The organism is Amycolatopsis sp. NPDC048633, from assembly GCF_040650695.1.
Lineage (GTDB): Bacteria > Actinomycetota > Actinomycetes > Mycobacteriales > Pseudonocardiaceae > Amycolatopsis.
In genome coordinates this window covers 322,415-337,318 of the sequence record NZ_JBEZHS010000002.1, presented here as the reverse complement: position 1 = coordinate 337,318, position 14,904 = coordinate 322,415, and the positions used below count along the sequence as shown (strand labels likewise).

Genomic DNA, 14,904 nt, shown 5'->3' with positions numbered 1-14,904 from the left:
GATTCAGCGGTTGGCGAGCTGGTCGAGAGCGGCCTGGGTGCCGTTGAAGACGTCCCCGGTCGCCGGGGCGGGGATGCCGTCGGGGATGGCCGCGTCGGTGTACTGCCACATCAGCCAGGTCGACGACCCGGCGGGCAGCGCCGGCTGCGTGACGGACTGGCGGTAGTCGGCGAGCTGCATCGGGTAGCCGGAGAGCGCCGTGGTGCCGCCCAGGCACGCGTCCAGGAACGACTTCTGGGTGTAGATGATCGGGGTCCGGCCGAACGCCGCGGCCACCTTGTCCAGCCACGCCTTGGCGTCGGCGACGGTGACGTACGGCGGGCAGCCACCGGAGCCGTCGTCCTTCCACTCCAGGTCGAACACGGGCGGCAGGTCACCGGCGCGCTTGCCGGTGTACCCGGTGGCTTTCACCGCGGCGATGAACCGGTCCGCCTGCGCGCCGCCGGTGCCGGCTGTCGTGCCGGTGTAGAAGTGGTACGGCCCCACGGCCAGGCCGGCGTTGCGGGCGGCGGGCAGGTCCGTGGCCAGGTACTCGTCCGTGGTGTTCAGGCCGCGGGTCGCCTTGACGGTCGCGAACTCGACACCGGACGCCTTGACCGCGGCCCAGTTGATCGGCGCGCCCCCGGGGTGCTGGTACTTCGCCGTGTCCACGCCGTCGATCGGGTGCCCGGCGGGCTTCGGCGGCGTGCAGAAGGTGTTGCGGCTGGACCAGTCGGCGACCTTCGCCCACGTGGTGGGCCCGGCGACGCCGTCCGCACTGGCGTTGACGCAGTGCTGGAACTGGATCACCCGGTTGCGGGTGCCGTCACCGAAGTTGCCGTCCACCGTCAGCGGCGGGTAGTGGCCCGGCTCCATGGCGAGGTTCAGCCGGCACTGGAGCTCCTTGACCTCCGTGCCGCTGGACCCGCTCTGCAGGGTCGGCCGGGCCGTGGACAGGCCACACACGACGCTCTGCGCGGTGTCCGCCGTGCCCTGGGTGGCGCACTTCTTCGGCCGCGCGGCCCACGAGTTCAGCGCGGTCCACGTGTTCGGCCCGATCTGGCCGTCGACGGTCAACGCGGCGCACCGCTGGAACACGCGCACCCGGGCGTCGGTCCCCGCGCCGAAGGAACCGTCCGCGCCGATGGGCGTGTACTTGCTGGCCTTGGTCGCGAGGTTCAGTTCGCACTGGGCCTCGGCGACCTCGGTGCCGGTCGACCCTTGTTTCAGGGTGGGCTGGGCGCTGGTGTGCCCGCACACCGCGACGGCGTCCACCGCGGCGGTGGCGGCGGCGGCGGTCGCGGCGGGGAACACCAGCAGCACCGCGACGGCCAGAGCGAGTCTTTGCATGGCGAGGAGGCTGGCAGTGGCCGGCCCGCCGGTCGCCGGTCAGCGGCCGACTCGGGACGCCGGGACAGTCCCACCCCACCGGACCAGCGGGAACGCCACCCCCGTGGGACACCGCTGGGACGCGGGTGCGTCAGCCGGGGATCCGCCGGTTGGAGAAGTACGGCTTGGAGAACGGGAAGTCGTCGGCCAGCCAGTGCCTCAGCGCCGAGTGGACCTTCGGGTAGTACCCGCGGTCGTAAGCGCCGGGCGTCACCCACCAGCTGACGTCCACGTCGTGGTCCAGCAGGTCCTCCGTGAGCTTCGTGCGGCCGCCCATCGGGTACAGGTAGGCGCACCCCAGGTAGCCGCCCGCCGGGTCACGCAGGACATAGGTGTACGAACCGCCGTCGCGGAATTCGCACTCGTGCCACACCAGGTCGACGTAGTTGTCCTCCTCGGTGACCGCTTCGGCCGGCCAGCCGCCGCCACGGGTCTGCCGGATGAGGTCCAGGCTCGCGTTGATGCCGGCCACGTCGTCGGCCAGGTCGGCGCGGGTGATCGCCCGGGCGGTCACGTCGCCGTGGCTCAGCTCCGCCGGGACCGTGAACCCCTCGGGCAGGGTCAGTCTCCGGACGAACTCGCGGTAGTCCATCAGCGGACCCGGTAACCGAGGATCACGATGCCCGAGTCGAGCTTGGTCACCGTGTCCAGGTCGAGCCGGGTCAGGGCGCCTTCGCGGAACAGCAGGTCCTGCGGGCCGCCCTGGCGCACGAGCAGCGGGTGGAACCACAGGCGGATCTCGTCGAGCAGGCCGTGCTCCAGCAGCGCGTGCGTGAGCTGCCCGAAGCCGTACTGGAGGATGTTCTCCCCCGGCTCGTTCTTCAGCTTCTCGATCGCGGCCACCGGGTCTTCGCCGAGCACCGTCGTGTTGGTCCACTCGGGGTCGGTGAGGGTCGAGGAGACCACGTACTTGGCCATGGCGTTGATGTGGTCGCTCGCCGGGTCGCCCGACCGGGTCGGCCACACCGGCGCGAAGCCGTCGTAGGTGTGCCGGCCCATGACGAGCGCGTCGGACGAGAGCAGCAGCTCGGTCTGCACGGCCCCGCCCTGGCCGCCGTCGGGGCCGCTCGAGGGCCAGTGGTGCGGGTTCTCGATCACGCCGTCGAGCGAGATGTACGTCGAGTTGATGATGCGTCGCATGGGGTAACTCCTGGTCGCCGGTTGTCCGATGGGGAAAGCCTGCGCCACGCGACGCGTCCGGGCATCCGTGCTCACCACGGATCGGGTACGGAATCATGGCGGGGTGAGCGCGCTGCCGTGGGAGGACATCTCGGCCCGGGAGGCCGAGGTGCTCGCGGCCGTCGGCGAGCACCTGACGAACGCGCAGATCGCCGGCCGGCTGCACATTTCCGCCCGCACGGTGGAAAGCCACGTCTCGGCGCTGCTGCGCAAGTGCGGCGCGAGCGACCGCCGTCAGCTGGCGGCGCTCGCCGCCGAGGCGGCCGAACTCGGGGCGCGGTCCGGCGACGCGGTGCTGCCGGAGGCCCGGACCAGTTTCGTCGGCCGCGCCGAGGAGCTCGAGGCCGTGCGGACGGCGTTGGACACCGCCCGGCTCGTGACCCTCACCGGGCCGGGCGGCGTGGGCAAGACCCGGCTCGCCGTCACGGCGGCCGCCGCGGTGGCCCCGCGGTTCCCGGCCGGCGTGGTGTACCTCGACCTCGTGCCGGTGCCGCCCGGGCAGGTGGTGGCCGCCGCGGCCGCCGCGCTCGGCGTCACCGAACGCCCGCCGCGGCCGCTGCTCGACAGCGTCGCCGACCGGGTGCGCGGCCGGGCGATGCTGCTGGTGCTGGACAACTGCGAGCACGTGCTCGACGACGTCGGCGGGCTCGTCGAGGCTCTGTTGCGCGCGGGCGGGCGGCTGCGGATCCTCGCGACCAGCCGGGAACGGCTCGCCGTCACGGGCGAGGAAGCCCACGCGGTGCCGCCGCTGCCGCTCGGCTCGGCCGCCGAGGCCCTGTTCCTCGACCGCGCCCGCGCCCTCGACCGCACGTTCGCCGCCGCTCCCGCCCGGGTCACCGAGGCGTGCGCCCGCCTCGACGGGCTGCCGCTGGCCATCGAGTTGGCGGCGGCTCGCGCCGCCGCCATCGGCGTCGACGGGCTGCTCACCGCACTCGACGACCGGCTGCGGGCGGTGGTCGGTGCCCGCGGCGGCGAAGCACGGCACCATTCGCTGAGCGACGTGCTCGGGTGGAGCTACGACCTGCTGGACCCCGCGGAACGCGCGTTGTTCCGGCGGCTCGCGGTCTTCGCCGCGGGTTTCGACCTCGACGCCGCGGCGGCCGTCTCGCCCCGCGAGCGGCCGAGCACGGTCGCGCACCTGCTCGGCCGGCTGGTGGAGAAGAGCCTGGTGGTGCGGCGCGGCACCGACCGCACGCGGTACCGGCTGCTGGAGACGGTCCGGGCGTTCGCGCTCGAGCACTTCGAAGGCGACGACGAACGCGACGAGGTGCTGCGCGCGCACCTGGCGTGGGCGAGCCGGGTCGCCGTGGAGCTGGAAGCCGGGCTCGACGAGGACCTCGCGGCGCGCTACGACGAAGTGGCCGACGACCTGCGGGCCGCGTTCGCCCGGACCGGCGAGGAGCCGGATCCCGTGGCACACCGGCTGGGCCGGGCGCTGGCCCACCTGACGTTCGCGCGGGGTTCGTTCGTCGAGTCACGCGCGCACTACCGCGCCGCGGCCGGGCGGGCCACCGCGCCCGCCGACGCCGTCCGGGACCTGCGCAGCGCCTCGGAGGCCGCGCAGTCGCTGGCTGACGGCGACGACGCGTTCGCCCTGCTGCTCGCTGGCGCCGACCGGGCCGGTGACGAGCGGGACCGCGCGGTGCTGCGGGCGCTGGCCGTGACCCTCGCGACCCGCTTCGTCGGCGACTTCCGCCACCCGGTGCCTCCGGCCCGCCGCGCGGACCTGCTGGCGCGGGCCGAACGGGCCCCGGTCGAGGACCTCGAGCACGCGGCGGTGCTCGCCACCGCCCGCGCCTGGCAGGGCGGGGCCGACCCGGCCGCCGCCATCGAGGCCGCGCACGACCTGGGCGATCCGACGCTGCTGCAGGGTGCCCTGGACAGCGCCAACGCGGCCGCCGCGCGCCAGGGGCGGCTGCGCGAGGCCTACCGCGTCGCCCGCGAGCGGCTGGACCTGCTGCCGACGCTCACCCGGCACCGGCCGGCCGACGGCATCGAGATGTTCGATCTGTTCCACTCCATGTCGGTGGGCGCGCTGGCGGTGGGTGACCTACCCGGGGCGCTGGCCATCGCCGCCCGCGCCACCGAACAGGACCCGGTCAACGGCGACTACCCGTTCGTGTCGCTGCTGAAGTACCTGGCGCCGCTCACGCTGTCCGGCCGGTTCGACGAGGCCGTCGAGCTCGGCGAGCGGGCGTTCGCCGAGTGGCGCGCCGCGGGGTCCCCGCTCCTGGCGTGGCTCGCGCCGTCGGTGCAGGTGCTGGAGCTGGCGACCGGCCTGCGCGGCGACCACGGGCTCTGGCGGGCCCGCACGCTGGAGTTCGCCGGCCACCCCGAGCCGCGCTCGGGACGTCTCGCGGCCACGACAGCTTTCGTGGAGGCTCGACTGGCCGTCCACACCGGACACTTGACCGACGCGGACCGCTTGGTGCGCAACGCGTTCCAGGAGTTCCCCCAGCCGTGGTACCGGGCGTACGCGAACGCCGCGGGCGCGGAGCTGGCGGTCCTCGCCCACCTGCCCGACGCGGAGAAACGGCTGGAGCAGGCCGACCGGACGGCCGAGGAGAACGACTGGGCGGCCGCGTGCGTCGCCCGGGCGCGGGGCAGGTTCACCGGCGACGCCGCCGCTTTCCGACGGTCCTTGGAGATCTGGGACCGCATCGGCGCACAGTTCGAGCTGGAGCGCACGGCGGAGGCCGCGGGCTGACGCGACCACGCCCGGAGTCAGGACCGGATGAACTCCAGCAGGTCCGCGTTGATCGTGTCGGCCTCGGTGGTCGGCATGCCGTGCGGGAAGCCCGCGTAGGTCTTGAGCGTGCCGTTCGCCAGCAGCTTCACCGAGAGCGGCGCCGAATCGGCGTACGGGACGATCTGGTCGTCGTCGCCGTGCATGACCAGCGTCGGCACGGTGATCTTCTTCAGGTCCTCGGTGAAGTCCGTCTGCGAAAACGCGACGATGCCGTCGTACTGCGCCTTCGCGCCGCCTTCCATGCTCTGGCGCCACCAGTTCCGGACGATCGCCTCGGACTTCTCGGCCCCGGGCCGGTTGAAGCCGTAGAACGGACCGGCCGCCAGCGAAAGGTAGAACACCGAACGGTTCGCCGCGAGCTGCGCCTGCAGGTCGTCGAAGACGCTCTGGGGCAGGCCGCCGGGATTCGCGTCGGTCTGCACCATCAGCGGCGGGACGGCGCTGATGATCGCCGCCTTGGCGACCCTCGACTCGCCGTGACGCCCCAGGTAGCGCACCACTTCGCCGCCGCCGGTGGAGTGTCCGATGTGGACGGCGTCGTGCAGGTCGAGGTGGGCGGTGAGCGCGGCCAGGTCGTCGGCGTAGTGGTCCATGTCGTGCCCGTCGCCGACCTGCGCGGACCGGCCGTGGCCGCGGCGGTCGTGGGCGATGACGCGGTAGCCGTGCCGGGCGAAGAACAGCATCTGGCCGTCCCAGTCGTCCGCGGACAGCGGCCAGCCGTGGCTGAAGACGATCGGCTGGCCCGTGCCCCAGTCCTTGTAGAAGATCTCGACACCGTCGTCGGTGGTGATCACCGGCATGTCAGTACTCCTTCCCTGGCGCCGCCAGGACTTCGTTGAACGCTTCCGTCGACGACGGGTGCGTGTAGACGGCGTCGCGCAGCTCGCTCGCGGTCACGCCGTGGCGCATGGCCAGCGTGACGAGGTTGACCAGCTCCTGCGAATCGACGCTCAGCAGCGCCGCGCCCAGCACTTCGTCGGTCACGCGGTCGACGACGAACTTCATCAGCCCGCGCGTCTCGCCGACGATCTTCGCCCGCGGCATCGCGGCGATGTCCGCGACGGCCTTCTCGACGACCTTCACCGGCAGGCCCCGCTCGCGGGCTTCGCGCTCGGTGAGCCCGACGCGCGAGAGCGCCGGGCTCATGAACACCGTGTACGGCACGAACTTCCGGTCGGCGGTGGAGCGCTTGCCCTGGCCGGTGAGCTGGTCGGCGACGATCCGGCTGTCGTCGAGCGAGATGTAGGTGAACTGCGGTCCGCCGTTGACGTCGCCGACCCCGTAGATGTGCGGCCGGCTGGTGCGCAGGAACCCGTCCACCTCGACGGCGCCGGACGGCGTGGTGCGCACGCCGGCGCGCTCGAGGCCGAGCCCGGCGGTCGCGGGGGTGCGCCCGGTCGCCGCGAGCACGTCGTCGGCCGCCAGCACGTGCGTCCGGCCGCCGGCTTCGTAGGTGATCTCGACGCTGTTGTCCAGGTCGCGCACCGCCGTCACCTGGGCGTTCGGGACGAGTTCGACACCGGCTCCGCGCAGGATCGCGGCCGCCGCTTCGGCGACGTCGTCGTCCTCGCGGGGCATGATCCGCGGGCGCGCGTCGAGGACGGTGACGGCGCTGCCGAACTGGGCGTAGATCGACGCGAACTCCACACCGACGTAGCCGCCGCCGAGGATCGCCAGGCGCTTCGGGAGGTGGTCGAGGTCGATCAGGTCGGTGCTGGTGAGCAGGCGCGAGCTCTCGCGCAGGCCCGGAATCGACGGGACGGTGGGCACCGCGCCGGTGTTGATCACGATCGTGTCGGCTTCGAGGTCCAGGACGTCGTCCCCGGCGGTCACCCGCACGGTCCGGGGATCGAGGAACTCCGCCCGGCCGGTGAGGACGACGACGGAGTCGATCGTGTCGAGCATGGCGAAGTTCTTGCCGCGCAGGGCGGTGGTGAGCGCGCGCGTCTCGTCGACGGCCTGGCGGTGCCACTGCGCCGGACTGCCGGGCCCGGGGTGCTCGGCGCGGTGGACCAGCGCCTTCGTCGGGACGCAGCCGATGTTGATGCAGGTGCCGCCGTACATTTCGGCGGACTGCTCGATCATGGCCACCCGCTTGCCGAGCCGTCCCATCGCGGCGGCGAGGGTCTTGCCGCCCTTGCCGAACCCGATGACGAGCAGATCGAAGTGCCTGTCCTCCATGCGCCCATCCTCCGGCGGCGCGCGCGAGCCGGCCACGCGTGATCGGCTCGAATTCCGCCGGGATCGGCTCAGCGGTCACCCGTCCGGGCACTGCTCGGTTAGCGTGCCGGACATGATGCGAGCCGCTTACTACGACGACCAGGGGCCGGCTCACGAAGTCCTCCACGTCGGGGACGTGCCGGTGCCCGAACCCGGACCAGGCGAGGTGCGCATCCGCGTCGCGGTGTCCGGTGTGCACGTCGGCGACGTCGGGAAACGGCGTGGTTACTGGGGTTCCACGATGCCCTACCCCCGGGTCATCCCCCACGGCGACGGCGCCGGGACGATCGACGCCGTGGGCGCCGGCGTGGCCCCGGCCCGGGTGGGCAAGCGGGTGTGGGTCTACCTCGCCCAGTCCTACCGTCCATTCGGGACGGCGGCCGAGTACGCGGTCGTCCCCGCCGGGCACGCGGTGGTGCTGCCGGCCGAGGTCGATCTCGACCAGGGTGCGGTGCTGGGCATCCCGGGGATCACCGGGCACCGGGCGGTGTTCGCGAGCGGCCCGGTCGACGGCCGGACCGTCCTGGTCACCGGCCCGCTCGGCGGGGTGGGGCGCGCCGCGTTGGCGGTGGCCAGGCGCGGCGGTGCGAACGTGATCGCCGGTGTGCGCCACGCCGAGCAGGTGGACGAGACGCTCGCCGCGGGTGCGCACCACGTCGTCAAGCTCTGGGAAGGGGACGTCGCCGGGCAGATCCGCGCGGTCGCGCCGGAGGGCGTGGACCGGATCGCGGAGATCGACCTGGCCCGCAACCTCGACCTCGACATCGAGGTGCTCAAGGTCGGCGGCGTGATCGCCACGTACGCGACGAGCGACAGCAAGGCGCCGGTGTCCTACTGGCCGCTGGCGTTCAAGAACATCACGGTCCAGTACCTGAGCAACGACGACTTCCCCGAGGAGGCGAACGAGGCCGCGGCCGCGGACCTGACCGCTGCCCTCGCCGCCGGCGACCTTCGTTATCCCATCGCCGCGCGGTATCCCCTCGACCGCATCGCCGACGCCCAGGACGCGACCGAAGAGGCCGGCGCGGCGGGGCGGGTCGTGGTCGATCTGTAGGTCAGCGGCGTGCAGCTTCCTTCCGGTACTGAGCCGGCGACATCCCCAAAGCCGCCCGGAACGCCTGTCCGAACGCCGACTCCGACCGATACCCCACGTCCTTCGCGATCCGCGTCACGGAGTGTTCCGAATGGGTCAGCAGCTCGACGGCGACCATCATGCGGATCGCCGTCACCAGCGCCACCACCGTCGTCCCGGTGCGGGCGGCGAAGCGGCGCTGGAACGTGGCCCGGGACATCGCCGCTTCGGTGGCCAGCCGGTCGATCGTCCACGCCTCGCCCGGCCGCTCGACCACGCCGGCGATCGCGCGGCCCAGTGCGTCATCGCCGAGCGCCGTCCACAGGCCGGGCGTGTCCAGGCGCTGCTCGGGACGGCTGCGCAGCGCCATGGCCAGCAGCGCGTCGAGCAGGGCCGCGACGATGGCCTGCGTTCCGAGACCGTCGAAGCCGGCTTCGCCGCGCAGGACCTCGGCCAACGTCAGCGCGGGCGGGTCCAGCGAGACGTGCACCAGCGCCGGCATCAGACGGAACACCAGCGCGCCGGCACCGCGCTCGAAGCGGTAGTGGCCGCAGAACAGGTCCACCTGCGGTTCCGCGCCCGGTGTCCGTCGTGTCGGGAACGCCGTCCCGGGCTCCTCCTCGCAGGGGAGCCGTGGTCCCTCGGTCGCCGTCACCTGGTGCGCGTCGCCGTGCGGGAGCAGGACCATGTCACCGGGTCCCATGTGGACGGTGCTGGCGCCGGACGTCACGGTGCACCGCCCTTCCAGCACCAGGTGGAAGGGCACCGCTCCTGGCTCGGCCGCCGGGTTGTCGAGCGTGAAGCTCCCGGCCAGCAGGCAGCGCACGTCGACCTCGCCGTCGAGCCGCGCCAGCCGGACGAGCCGGCTCACGCTGTCCGTGGCGCCGCCGGTCACGAGCGGCCGCCCAGCAACCGTCGGGCCTCCGGGACCACCTCACCGGCGAACGCGGCGATCTGCTCCACCGACTCGTGCTCCGGCCAGAACACGAACGACGTGAAGGGCATTTCGGTGCCCAGGTGAGCCAGCACCTCCGCCCACTGCCCCGCCGTTCCCCGCACGGGATCGGCGCCGCTTCCGATCCGCAGCTGCCCCTTCATCGTCGTGACGGTACCGACCACCTGCGCGATCCGGCGGACGGAAGCCGGGTCCCGCCCCGCGGCTTCGGCCGCTTCGTCGATCAAGCGGTTGGCTTGACCCCACTTCTCGTACGGCAGGTAGGCGGCGATCGGCGCCGCCCACCCGTCGGCGACTTCGCCGGTGAGGGCCAGGGCGTTCGGGCCCTGCGCGCCGGTCCAGATCTCGATCGGGTGCGCGGGCACCGGCCCCGGGTGCGCGCCCGCGATCGGGTAGTACTCCCCCGCCAGCCGCACCGGCGCCGCGCTGTCCGCCCACAACGCCCGCAGCACCGTGATCGCTTCCCGCAGGGCCGCGTTCGCCTCGCGCGGACTGCGCCGGGGCACGCCCATCCGGGTGATGGCGTCCCAGTAGCCGCCGGCGCCGAGCGCCAGCTCGAACCGGCCACCGGACACGACGTCGAGCGCGGCCGCCGTCTTCGCCAGCACCGCCGGCGGGCGCAGCGGCAGGTTGGCGACGTTCGGGAAGACGCGGATCTTCCGCGTGGCCGCCAGCAGCTGCCCCAGCACCACGAAGGTGTCCAGGTAGGCGGGCACGTATGGGTGGTCCTGGATCCCGAGCAGGTCCAGCCCACCTTCTTCGGCTGCCGACGCCGCCACGTGGAGACCCGCCATGTCGGTGGTCGGCGTCAGCGAGATCCCGAACCTCGGGGCACCTTGCGGGTTAGTCATGTATTATTACTATCATGAATTCGGACCACCTGATCCGAACGAGCACGAGGAGCTGACGATGTCGGTCATCGAGATGACCACGTTCACCGTGACCCCGGAGAACACCGAAGCGATGCTGGCCGCGCGCCCGGGCATGGTGGCGGCGTTCCGGGCGGACCGGCGCGGGTTCGTCTCCGCCCGCCTGATCCGTCTCGACGACCGGACCTGGCTCGATCTGGTCGAGTGGACCGACGACGCCGCGTGGGACGAGTCGAAGATCAAGGGGGCGAACCTGCCGGCGATCGGTGCTTTCTTCGCCACGATCGCCACGCTGGTCGGCGCCGAGCGCGGCCTGCGCTACGACGACGCCGAGGACGGCGCCCGCCGCGTCCGCACGATCGCCTACGGCCCCGAACCGTCACAGGTCGGTGAGCTGTACCTGCCCGAAGGCGACGGCCCCTTCCCGGTCGTGACGGTGGTGCACGGCGGCTACTGGGCCGCGATGTGGGACCGCCGCCAGAGCACCGCTGTCGCCGACGACCTGGTCGCCCGCGGGTACGCGGTGTGGAACGTCGACTACCGGCGGATCGGCGAACCGGGCGGCGGCTGGCCCGGCACCTTCCTCGACGTGGCCGCCGCGGTCGACGCCGTCGAAGGGCTGGACCCGGCGCTCGACACCGGCCGCGTCGTGCTCCTCGGCCACTCCTCGGGCGGTCACCTCGCCGCGTGGGCGGCGCACCGCGGCGTGCTCCCGCCGGAGGCCCCCGGCGCGAACCCCAAGATCACCCCGATCGGCGTGGTCGAGCTCGCCGGCGCGCTCGACCTGAAGACCGCCGACGCCACCGGTTTCGGCGCCGTCCTCGCCGATCCCGCCGCGGAGCCGCCGAAGGACGCTCCCGAACCGGCGCGCCCCGAAGCGTGGCCCGCCGTCGCGGCGGCCGCCGGCGAGGGGGTCGTCAAGCTCCTGCTGGGTGGCCACGTCGCCGAGCGGCCCGAGCGCTACGCCTGGGCGTCCCCGCTCGAACTGCCCGACGCCGGCGTGCCGGTCCTCGCCGTGCACGGCACCGCCGACGAGGCCGTCCCCGCCGGGTGGAGCCGCCGCTACGCCGAGAAGACCGAGGCCGAAGGCGGCACCGCCCGCTACGTCGAGGTCGAGGGCGGAACACACTTCGACGTGGTCCACCCGGACCACCCGGTCTGGCCGGTCGTCACCGGCTGGATCCACGACACCGTCACGGCTCACCAGGAGAAGGCATGAACCACGAAGCGATCTTCGAGCAGGCGTGGGCCGAGCCCGGCAGCACCTCGGTGGAACTGCCGCCGGTAGCGGTGAACGACGTGCTGCGCGAGCGCTACGACGTGCGGCCGCCGTTCAGCTACACCGGCGCCGAACTGTGGGACATGGAGGTGCGCAAGGCCGCGGCGCCGGACGTCTACATCCCGACGGTCGTGAAGCCGGGCAGTGCCGAGAAGTTCCCGAGCGTGCGCCACGGCCACCTCGAGGACTTCACCCGCGTGTCCGACCAGCGCTTGTGGGCCGACCCGGACCGCTACGCGACGATCATCGAGCACGTGCGCCTCGACCACGAGAACCGGCGCGCGTTCTTCATCGGCGCCGATCGCTTCGAGGCGCCCGACGGCCGCGTCTTCACCGCCGGCACCGGACAGCCGCTCTTCCACGTCGAGCACTCCGTCGGCGGCCCGGAGGACGCCCCGCTCAACCTCTGGCGCATCGTCCACCTCACCGGCGAGCCGGACCAGTCGCTGGTGGACGCCTTCGACGCGCTGGCGAACGACCGCTACCTGCGGGTGTTCGTCGAAGTCCACCTGCGGACCGAGCTCGGGCGCGAACTCGTCCGCCGCTGACGATCGTTAAGGTGTAGGCGAGGACGAGGAGGGGCCGATGGTCAGCCGGGCGGAGCGCAACGCGACAGACCCTGACCTGGGCGTCCTGGCGGGCCGGCTCCTGTTCGCGGTGCAGCGGGAGATGTTCTCGACGCTCGCCGATCAGGGGTTCGGCGACCTGAAGCACCGCCACGGCGCCGTGCTCGCCTACCTCGACCCGGAGGGGGTCCGGGCGACCGACCTCTCCCGGCTTTCGGGTCAGTACAAGCAGAACATCGGGACCTTGATCGACGAGCTCGAGTCACTCGGGTACGTCGAGCGGCGGCCCGACCCGAGCGACCGCCGGGCGAAGCTGATCTGCCCCACCGGACGCGGGCTCGCCCAGATGAAGGCGGCGGACGCGATCATGGCCGACATCCAGCAGCGCCACGCCCGGCGCCTCGGGGACGAGGACTACGGGCGGTTCAAGAGCGTGCTCATCGACATCACCGTGCACCAGCGCGACCACCTGGGCACGGCGGGCGACGACTGACCGTCCTCTGTGGACGGATCGGGGCGGCTCGTCCTGCTACGCGCTCCACGCCGCCACCGGCTCGAGGGTGCCGGGCGCGCCGAGCTTCTCGCCTTTGCGGTAGCCGCCGAAGATCAGCCCGAGCACCAGGATGGCCAGGATGATCAGCAGGGCCCACAGCCACAGGGACTTGCGCACACGTTCCCCCTCGTCGGAGACCTGACCACGGAAGCGAGCAAACCGTACCGCCCGACTCGCTTAGCCGCGCGCCGACCTGGGTATCTTTCGGACATGGGTGCATGGGGCAAGCGGCTCGTCGCGATCGCGGCGACGGTGGTACTTCTGGCGGTTGCGGCACTCGTCGCATCGGCGGTTCACCTGTTACCCCAACTGCGCAACCCGTTCGCCGAACAGACCGAGGAGCACTCCGGCCCGGTGCTGCTGCAGTCGATCGTCGAGCTGTCGCGCTACGAGGCCGCCAGTGGTTCGTTCCAGGTGGTCGTCGACATCACGACCAGCTCGGTCCTGCCCAGTTTCCTCGTGGGCAGCGACACCATGTTCATCGGAGTCGGCACGGACAACGCCTTCGTGGATTTCTCGCGGCTGAAGGGCAACGCGGTCCAGGTCTCCGACGACCGCCTGTCCGCCACGATCACCTTGGGCCACGCGCAGCTGGAGCCGGCGACGCTGGACGTGCACGAGTCGCACGTGTACGCGCAGCAGCAGGGCTTGTTCACCCGCATCAACGAGTTCCTCAGCGGGAACCCGAACTCGCAGCAGGCGTTGTACGAGCTCGCCCAGAAACAGATCCAGGCCGCGGCCGCGAAGAGCTCACTGGTGGTCGACGCGGAACGGAACACCAAGACGATGCTGATCGGCCTGCTGCAGTCACTCGGTTTCAAGAACGTCGTCGTCAACTACGCCGACAACGCGGCCGGCTGACGGCGCGTCACGGGCCCAGCTCTTCGATCCGCCGGGTGAGGTACCGCCGTTCCGCTTCGGTGGGCGCCAAGTCCAGCGCCTCCCCATAGGCCTCCACCGCTTCCCCGGCGCGGCCGAGACGACGCAGGAAGTCCGCGCGCGTCGCCGGGAGCAGGTGGTAGCCCGCCAGGTCGCCGGCCTCCGCGAGGTCGTCGGTCAGGGCCAAGCCCGCCGCCGGGCCGTCGGCCATCGCCACGGCCACGGCCCGGTTCAGCTCGATTACCGGGGACGGGTTCAGCTTCGCGACCAGCTCGTACAGCCGGGCGATCCGCGCCCAGTCCGTGTCTTCGGCACGGGACACCGTCGCGTGGCACGCGGCGATCGCCGCCTGGAGCTGGTACGGGCCCGGCCGGCCGAGCGCCAGCGCGGCGTCCAGGACGCCGACGCCTTCGTCGATCACCGCGCGGTCCCAGCGGGTGCGGTCCTGGTCGGCCAGGGTGACCAGGTCGCCCGCGTCGTCGGTGCGGGTCGCGTGGCGGGCGTCGTGGAACAGCATCAGGGCCAGCAGCCCGCTCGCTTCCGGCGCGTCCGGCAGCAGCTCGACGACGACGCGTGCGAGCCGGATCGCCTCCGCCGTCAGTGCCTGGCGGACCAGGCCGTCGCCCGCGCTGGCCGAATAGCCTTCGTTGAACAGCAGGTAGAGCACGCCGAGCACGCCCGCCGTCCGCTCGGGCAGCAGGTCGGCCGGCGGGACGCGGTAGGGGATGCGGGCGTTGCGGATCTTCCGCTTGGCCCGCACGATCCGCTGCGCCATCGTCGGTTCGGGCACCAGGAACGCGCGGGCGATCTCCGGGGTGGTCAGCCCGGCGAGCGTCCGCAGCGTCAGCGCGACCTGCGCCTCCAGCGGCAGAGCCGGGTGACAGCAGGTGAACATCAGCCGCAGCCGGTCGTCCGGGACGTCGTCCGGTTCCGGCGGCTCGTCGTCCCCGGACGTCGTGACGGCCAGCTCGCGCAGCCGGTTCGCCTCGGCCGCACCGCGGCGCAGCTTGTCCAGCGCCCGGTTGCGGGCCGCCGTCGTCAGCCACGCCCCGGGACGGCGCGGCACGCCGTCCCGGGGCCACGTGGCCAGCGCCTTGGCGAACGCCTCCTGGGCGCACTCCTCGGCCAGGTCCCAGTCCCCGGTGACCCGGATCAGGGTGGCGACGACGCGGCCCCACTCGGTGCGGAAGGCCTCGTCGACCGCCATGGAGACGG

At 72.6% G+C, this 14,904-nt stretch carries 15 protein-coding genes; 6 read left to right on the top strand and 9 right to left on the bottom strand.

Annotation, left to right across the window (positions count from 1 at the left end):
- Window positions 1–3: 3 nt before the first annotated feature.
- From AB0C38_RS08075 to AB0C38_RS08065, 3 genes are all read right to left on the bottom strand, one after another.
- On the bottom strand, window positions 4–1,329 hold the full coding sequence (locus AB0C38_RS08075; protein WP_360668430.1) for a GH25 family lysozyme: 1,326 nt from the start codon (window positions 1,327–1,329) through the stop codon (window positions 4–6).
- 130 nt (window positions 1,330–1,459) lie between these two features.
- Complete coding sequence (locus AB0C38_RS08070) at window positions 1,460–1,960, bottom strand: GNAT family N-acetyltransferase (protein ID WP_360668427.1); 501 nt, start codon at window positions 1,958–1,960, stop codon at window positions 1,460–1,462.
- Entirely contained in the window at window positions 1,960–2,508 is a 549-nt protein-coding gene (locus AB0C38_RS08065; RefSeq protein WP_360668424.1) for a dihydrofolate reductase family protein, read from the bottom strand. The genes AB0C38_RS08070 and AB0C38_RS08065 overlap by 1 nt, the downstream gene beginning before the upstream one ends.
- A 103-nt stretch (window positions 2,509–2,611) precedes the next feature.
- Between AB0C38_RS08065 and AB0C38_RS08060 the strand changes: the two genes are divergently transcribed.
- Window positions 2,612–5,254 carry a LuxR C-terminal-related transcriptional regulator gene (locus AB0C38_RS08060; protein WP_360668421.1) on the top strand — a complete coding sequence of 881 codons (2,643 nt, stop codon included), beginning with the start codon at window positions 2,612–2,614 and terminating at the stop codon, window positions 5,252–5,254.
- A gap of 17 nt (window positions 5,255–5,271) precedes the next feature.
- Here AB0C38_RS08060 and AB0C38_RS08055 read toward each other — a convergent pair whose 3' ends face one another.
- On the bottom strand, window positions 5,272–6,096 hold the full coding sequence (locus tag AB0C38_RS08055; RefSeq protein WP_360668418.1) for an alpha/beta hydrolase: 825 nt from the start codon (window positions 6,094–6,096) through the stop codon (window positions 5,272–5,274).
- Between the two features lies 1 nt (window position 6,097).
- On the bottom strand, window positions 6,098–7,477 hold the full coding sequence (locus AB0C38_RS08050) for an FAD-dependent oxidoreductase (protein ID WP_360668416.1): 1,380 nt from the start codon (window positions 7,475–7,477) through the stop codon (window positions 6,098–6,100).
- Window positions 7,478–7,589: 112 nt separating this feature from the next.
- Between AB0C38_RS08050 and AB0C38_RS08045 the strand changes: the two genes are divergently transcribed.
- Window positions 7,590–8,570 (top strand): NADPH:quinone reductase, encoded by a 981-nt coding sequence (locus tag AB0C38_RS08045; RefSeq protein WP_360668413.1) that lies wholly within the window; start codon window positions 7,590–7,592, stop codon window positions 8,568–8,570.
- A 1-nt stretch (window position 8,571) separates the two neighbouring features.
- Here the strand turns inward: AB0C38_RS08045 and AB0C38_RS08040 are convergent, their stop codons facing one another.
- Both AB0C38_RS08040 and AB0C38_RS08035 read right to left on the bottom strand, forming a co-directional pair.
- Complete coding sequence (locus AB0C38_RS08040) at window positions 8,572–9,483, bottom strand: AraC family transcriptional regulator (protein ID WP_360668410.1); 912 nt, start codon at window positions 9,481–9,483, stop codon at window positions 8,572–8,574.
- On the bottom strand, window positions 9,480–10,394 hold the full coding sequence (locus tag AB0C38_RS08035) for an LLM class flavin-dependent oxidoreductase (RefSeq protein WP_360668407.1): 915 nt from the start codon (window positions 10,392–10,394) through the stop codon (window positions 9,480–9,482). The genes AB0C38_RS08040 and AB0C38_RS08035 overlap by 4 nt, the downstream gene beginning before the upstream one ends.
- 58 nt (window positions 10,395–10,452) lie before the next feature.
- Between AB0C38_RS08035 and AB0C38_RS08030 the strand changes: the two genes are divergently transcribed.
- The 3 genes from AB0C38_RS08030 to AB0C38_RS08020 are packed head-to-tail and all read left to right on the top strand — an operon-like array spanning window position 10,453 to window position 12,750.
- Window positions 10,453–11,631, top strand: coding sequence for an alpha/beta hydrolase (locus AB0C38_RS08030; protein WP_360668404.1), 1,179 nt, complete (start codon window positions 10,453–10,455; stop codon window positions 11,629–11,631).
- A complete protein-coding gene (locus AB0C38_RS08025) occupies window positions 11,628–12,239 on the top strand; it encodes a hypothetical protein (RefSeq protein ID WP_360668401.1) in 612 nt (203 codons plus the stop codon). Before AB0C38_RS08030 ends, AB0C38_RS08025 begins: the two co-directional genes overlap by 4 nt.
- Before the next feature lie 37 nt (window positions 12,240–12,276).
- Window positions 12,277–12,750 (top strand): MarR family transcriptional regulator, encoded by a 474-nt coding sequence (locus AB0C38_RS08020; RefSeq protein ID WP_360668398.1) that lies wholly within the window; start codon window positions 12,277–12,279, stop codon window positions 12,748–12,750.
- Window positions 12,751–12,786: 36 nt separating this feature from the next.
- Here the strand turns inward: AB0C38_RS08020 and AB0C38_RS08015 are convergent, their stop codons facing one another.
- Window positions 12,787–12,927 (bottom strand): hypothetical protein, encoded by a 141-nt coding sequence (locus AB0C38_RS08015; protein WP_360668395.1) that lies wholly within the window; start codon window positions 12,925–12,927, stop codon window positions 12,787–12,789.
- Between the two features lie 93 nt (window positions 12,928–13,020).
- Here AB0C38_RS08015 and AB0C38_RS08010 point away from each other — a divergent pair, with 93 nt between their 5' ends.
- A complete protein-coding gene (locus tag AB0C38_RS08010) occupies window positions 13,021–13,671 on the top strand; it encodes a DUF4230 domain-containing protein (RefSeq protein WP_360668392.1) in 651 nt (216 codons plus the stop codon).
- A 7-nt stretch (window positions 13,672–13,678) separates the two neighbouring features.
- On the opposite strand, the gene AB0C38_RS08005 is transcribed toward AB0C38_RS08010, so the two are convergent.
- Complete coding sequence (locus AB0C38_RS08005; RefSeq protein WP_360668705.1) at window positions 13,679–14,896, bottom strand: RNA polymerase sigma factor; 1,218 nt, start codon at window positions 14,894–14,896, stop codon at window positions 13,679–13,681.
- Between the last annotated feature and the right edge of the window lie 8 nt (window positions 14,897–14,904).

Bases quoted from the DNA above. Each gene is read 5' to 3' on its own strand.
- AB0C38_RS08045 (WP_360668413.1), top strand. From the start codon at position 7,590: ATGATGCGAGCCGCTTACTACGACGACCAGGGGCCGGCTCACGAAGTC.
- AB0C38_RS08055 (WP_360668418.1), bottom strand. From the start codon at position 6,096: ATGCCGGTGATCACCACCGACGACGGTGTCGAGATCTTCTACAAGGAC.
- AB0C38_RS08020 (WP_360668398.1), top strand. From the start codon at position 12,277: ATGGTCAGCCGGGCGGAGCGCAACGCGACAGACCCTGACCTGGGCGTC.
- AB0C38_RS08070 (WP_360668427.1), bottom strand. From the start codon at position 1,960: ATGGACTACCGCGAGTTCGTCCGGAGACTGACCCTGCCCGAGGGGTTC.
- AB0C38_RS08030 (WP_360668404.1), top strand. From the start codon at position 10,453: ATGTCGGTCATCGAGATGACCACGTTCACCGTGACCCCGGAGAACACC.
- AB0C38_RS08035 (WP_360668407.1), bottom strand. From the start codon at position 10,394: ATGACTAACCCGCAAGGTGCCCCGAGGTTCGGGATCTCGCTGACGCCG.
- AB0C38_RS08075 (WP_360668430.1), bottom strand. From the start codon at position 1,329: ATGCAAAGACTCGCTCTGGCCGTCGCGGTGCTGCTGGTGTTCCCCGCC.
- AB0C38_RS08050 (WP_360668416.1), bottom strand. From the start codon at position 7,477: ATGGAGGACAGGCACTTCGATCTGCTCGTCATCGGGTTCGGCAAGGGC.
- AB0C38_RS08025 (WP_360668401.1), top strand. From the start codon at position 11,628: ATGAACCACGAAGCGATCTTCGAGCAGGCGTGGGCCGAGCCCGGCAGC.
- AB0C38_RS08005 (WP_360668705.1), bottom strand. From the start codon at position 14,896: ATGGCGGTCGACGAGGCCTTCCGCACCGAGTGGGGCCGCGTCGTCGCC.
- AB0C38_RS08065 (WP_360668424.1), bottom strand. From the start codon at position 2,508: ATGCGACGCATCATCAACTCGACGTACATCTCGCTCGACGGCGTGATC.
- AB0C38_RS08010 (WP_360668392.1), top strand. From the start codon at position 13,021: ATGGGTGCATGGGGCAAGCGGCTCGTCGCGATCGCGGCGACGGTGGTA.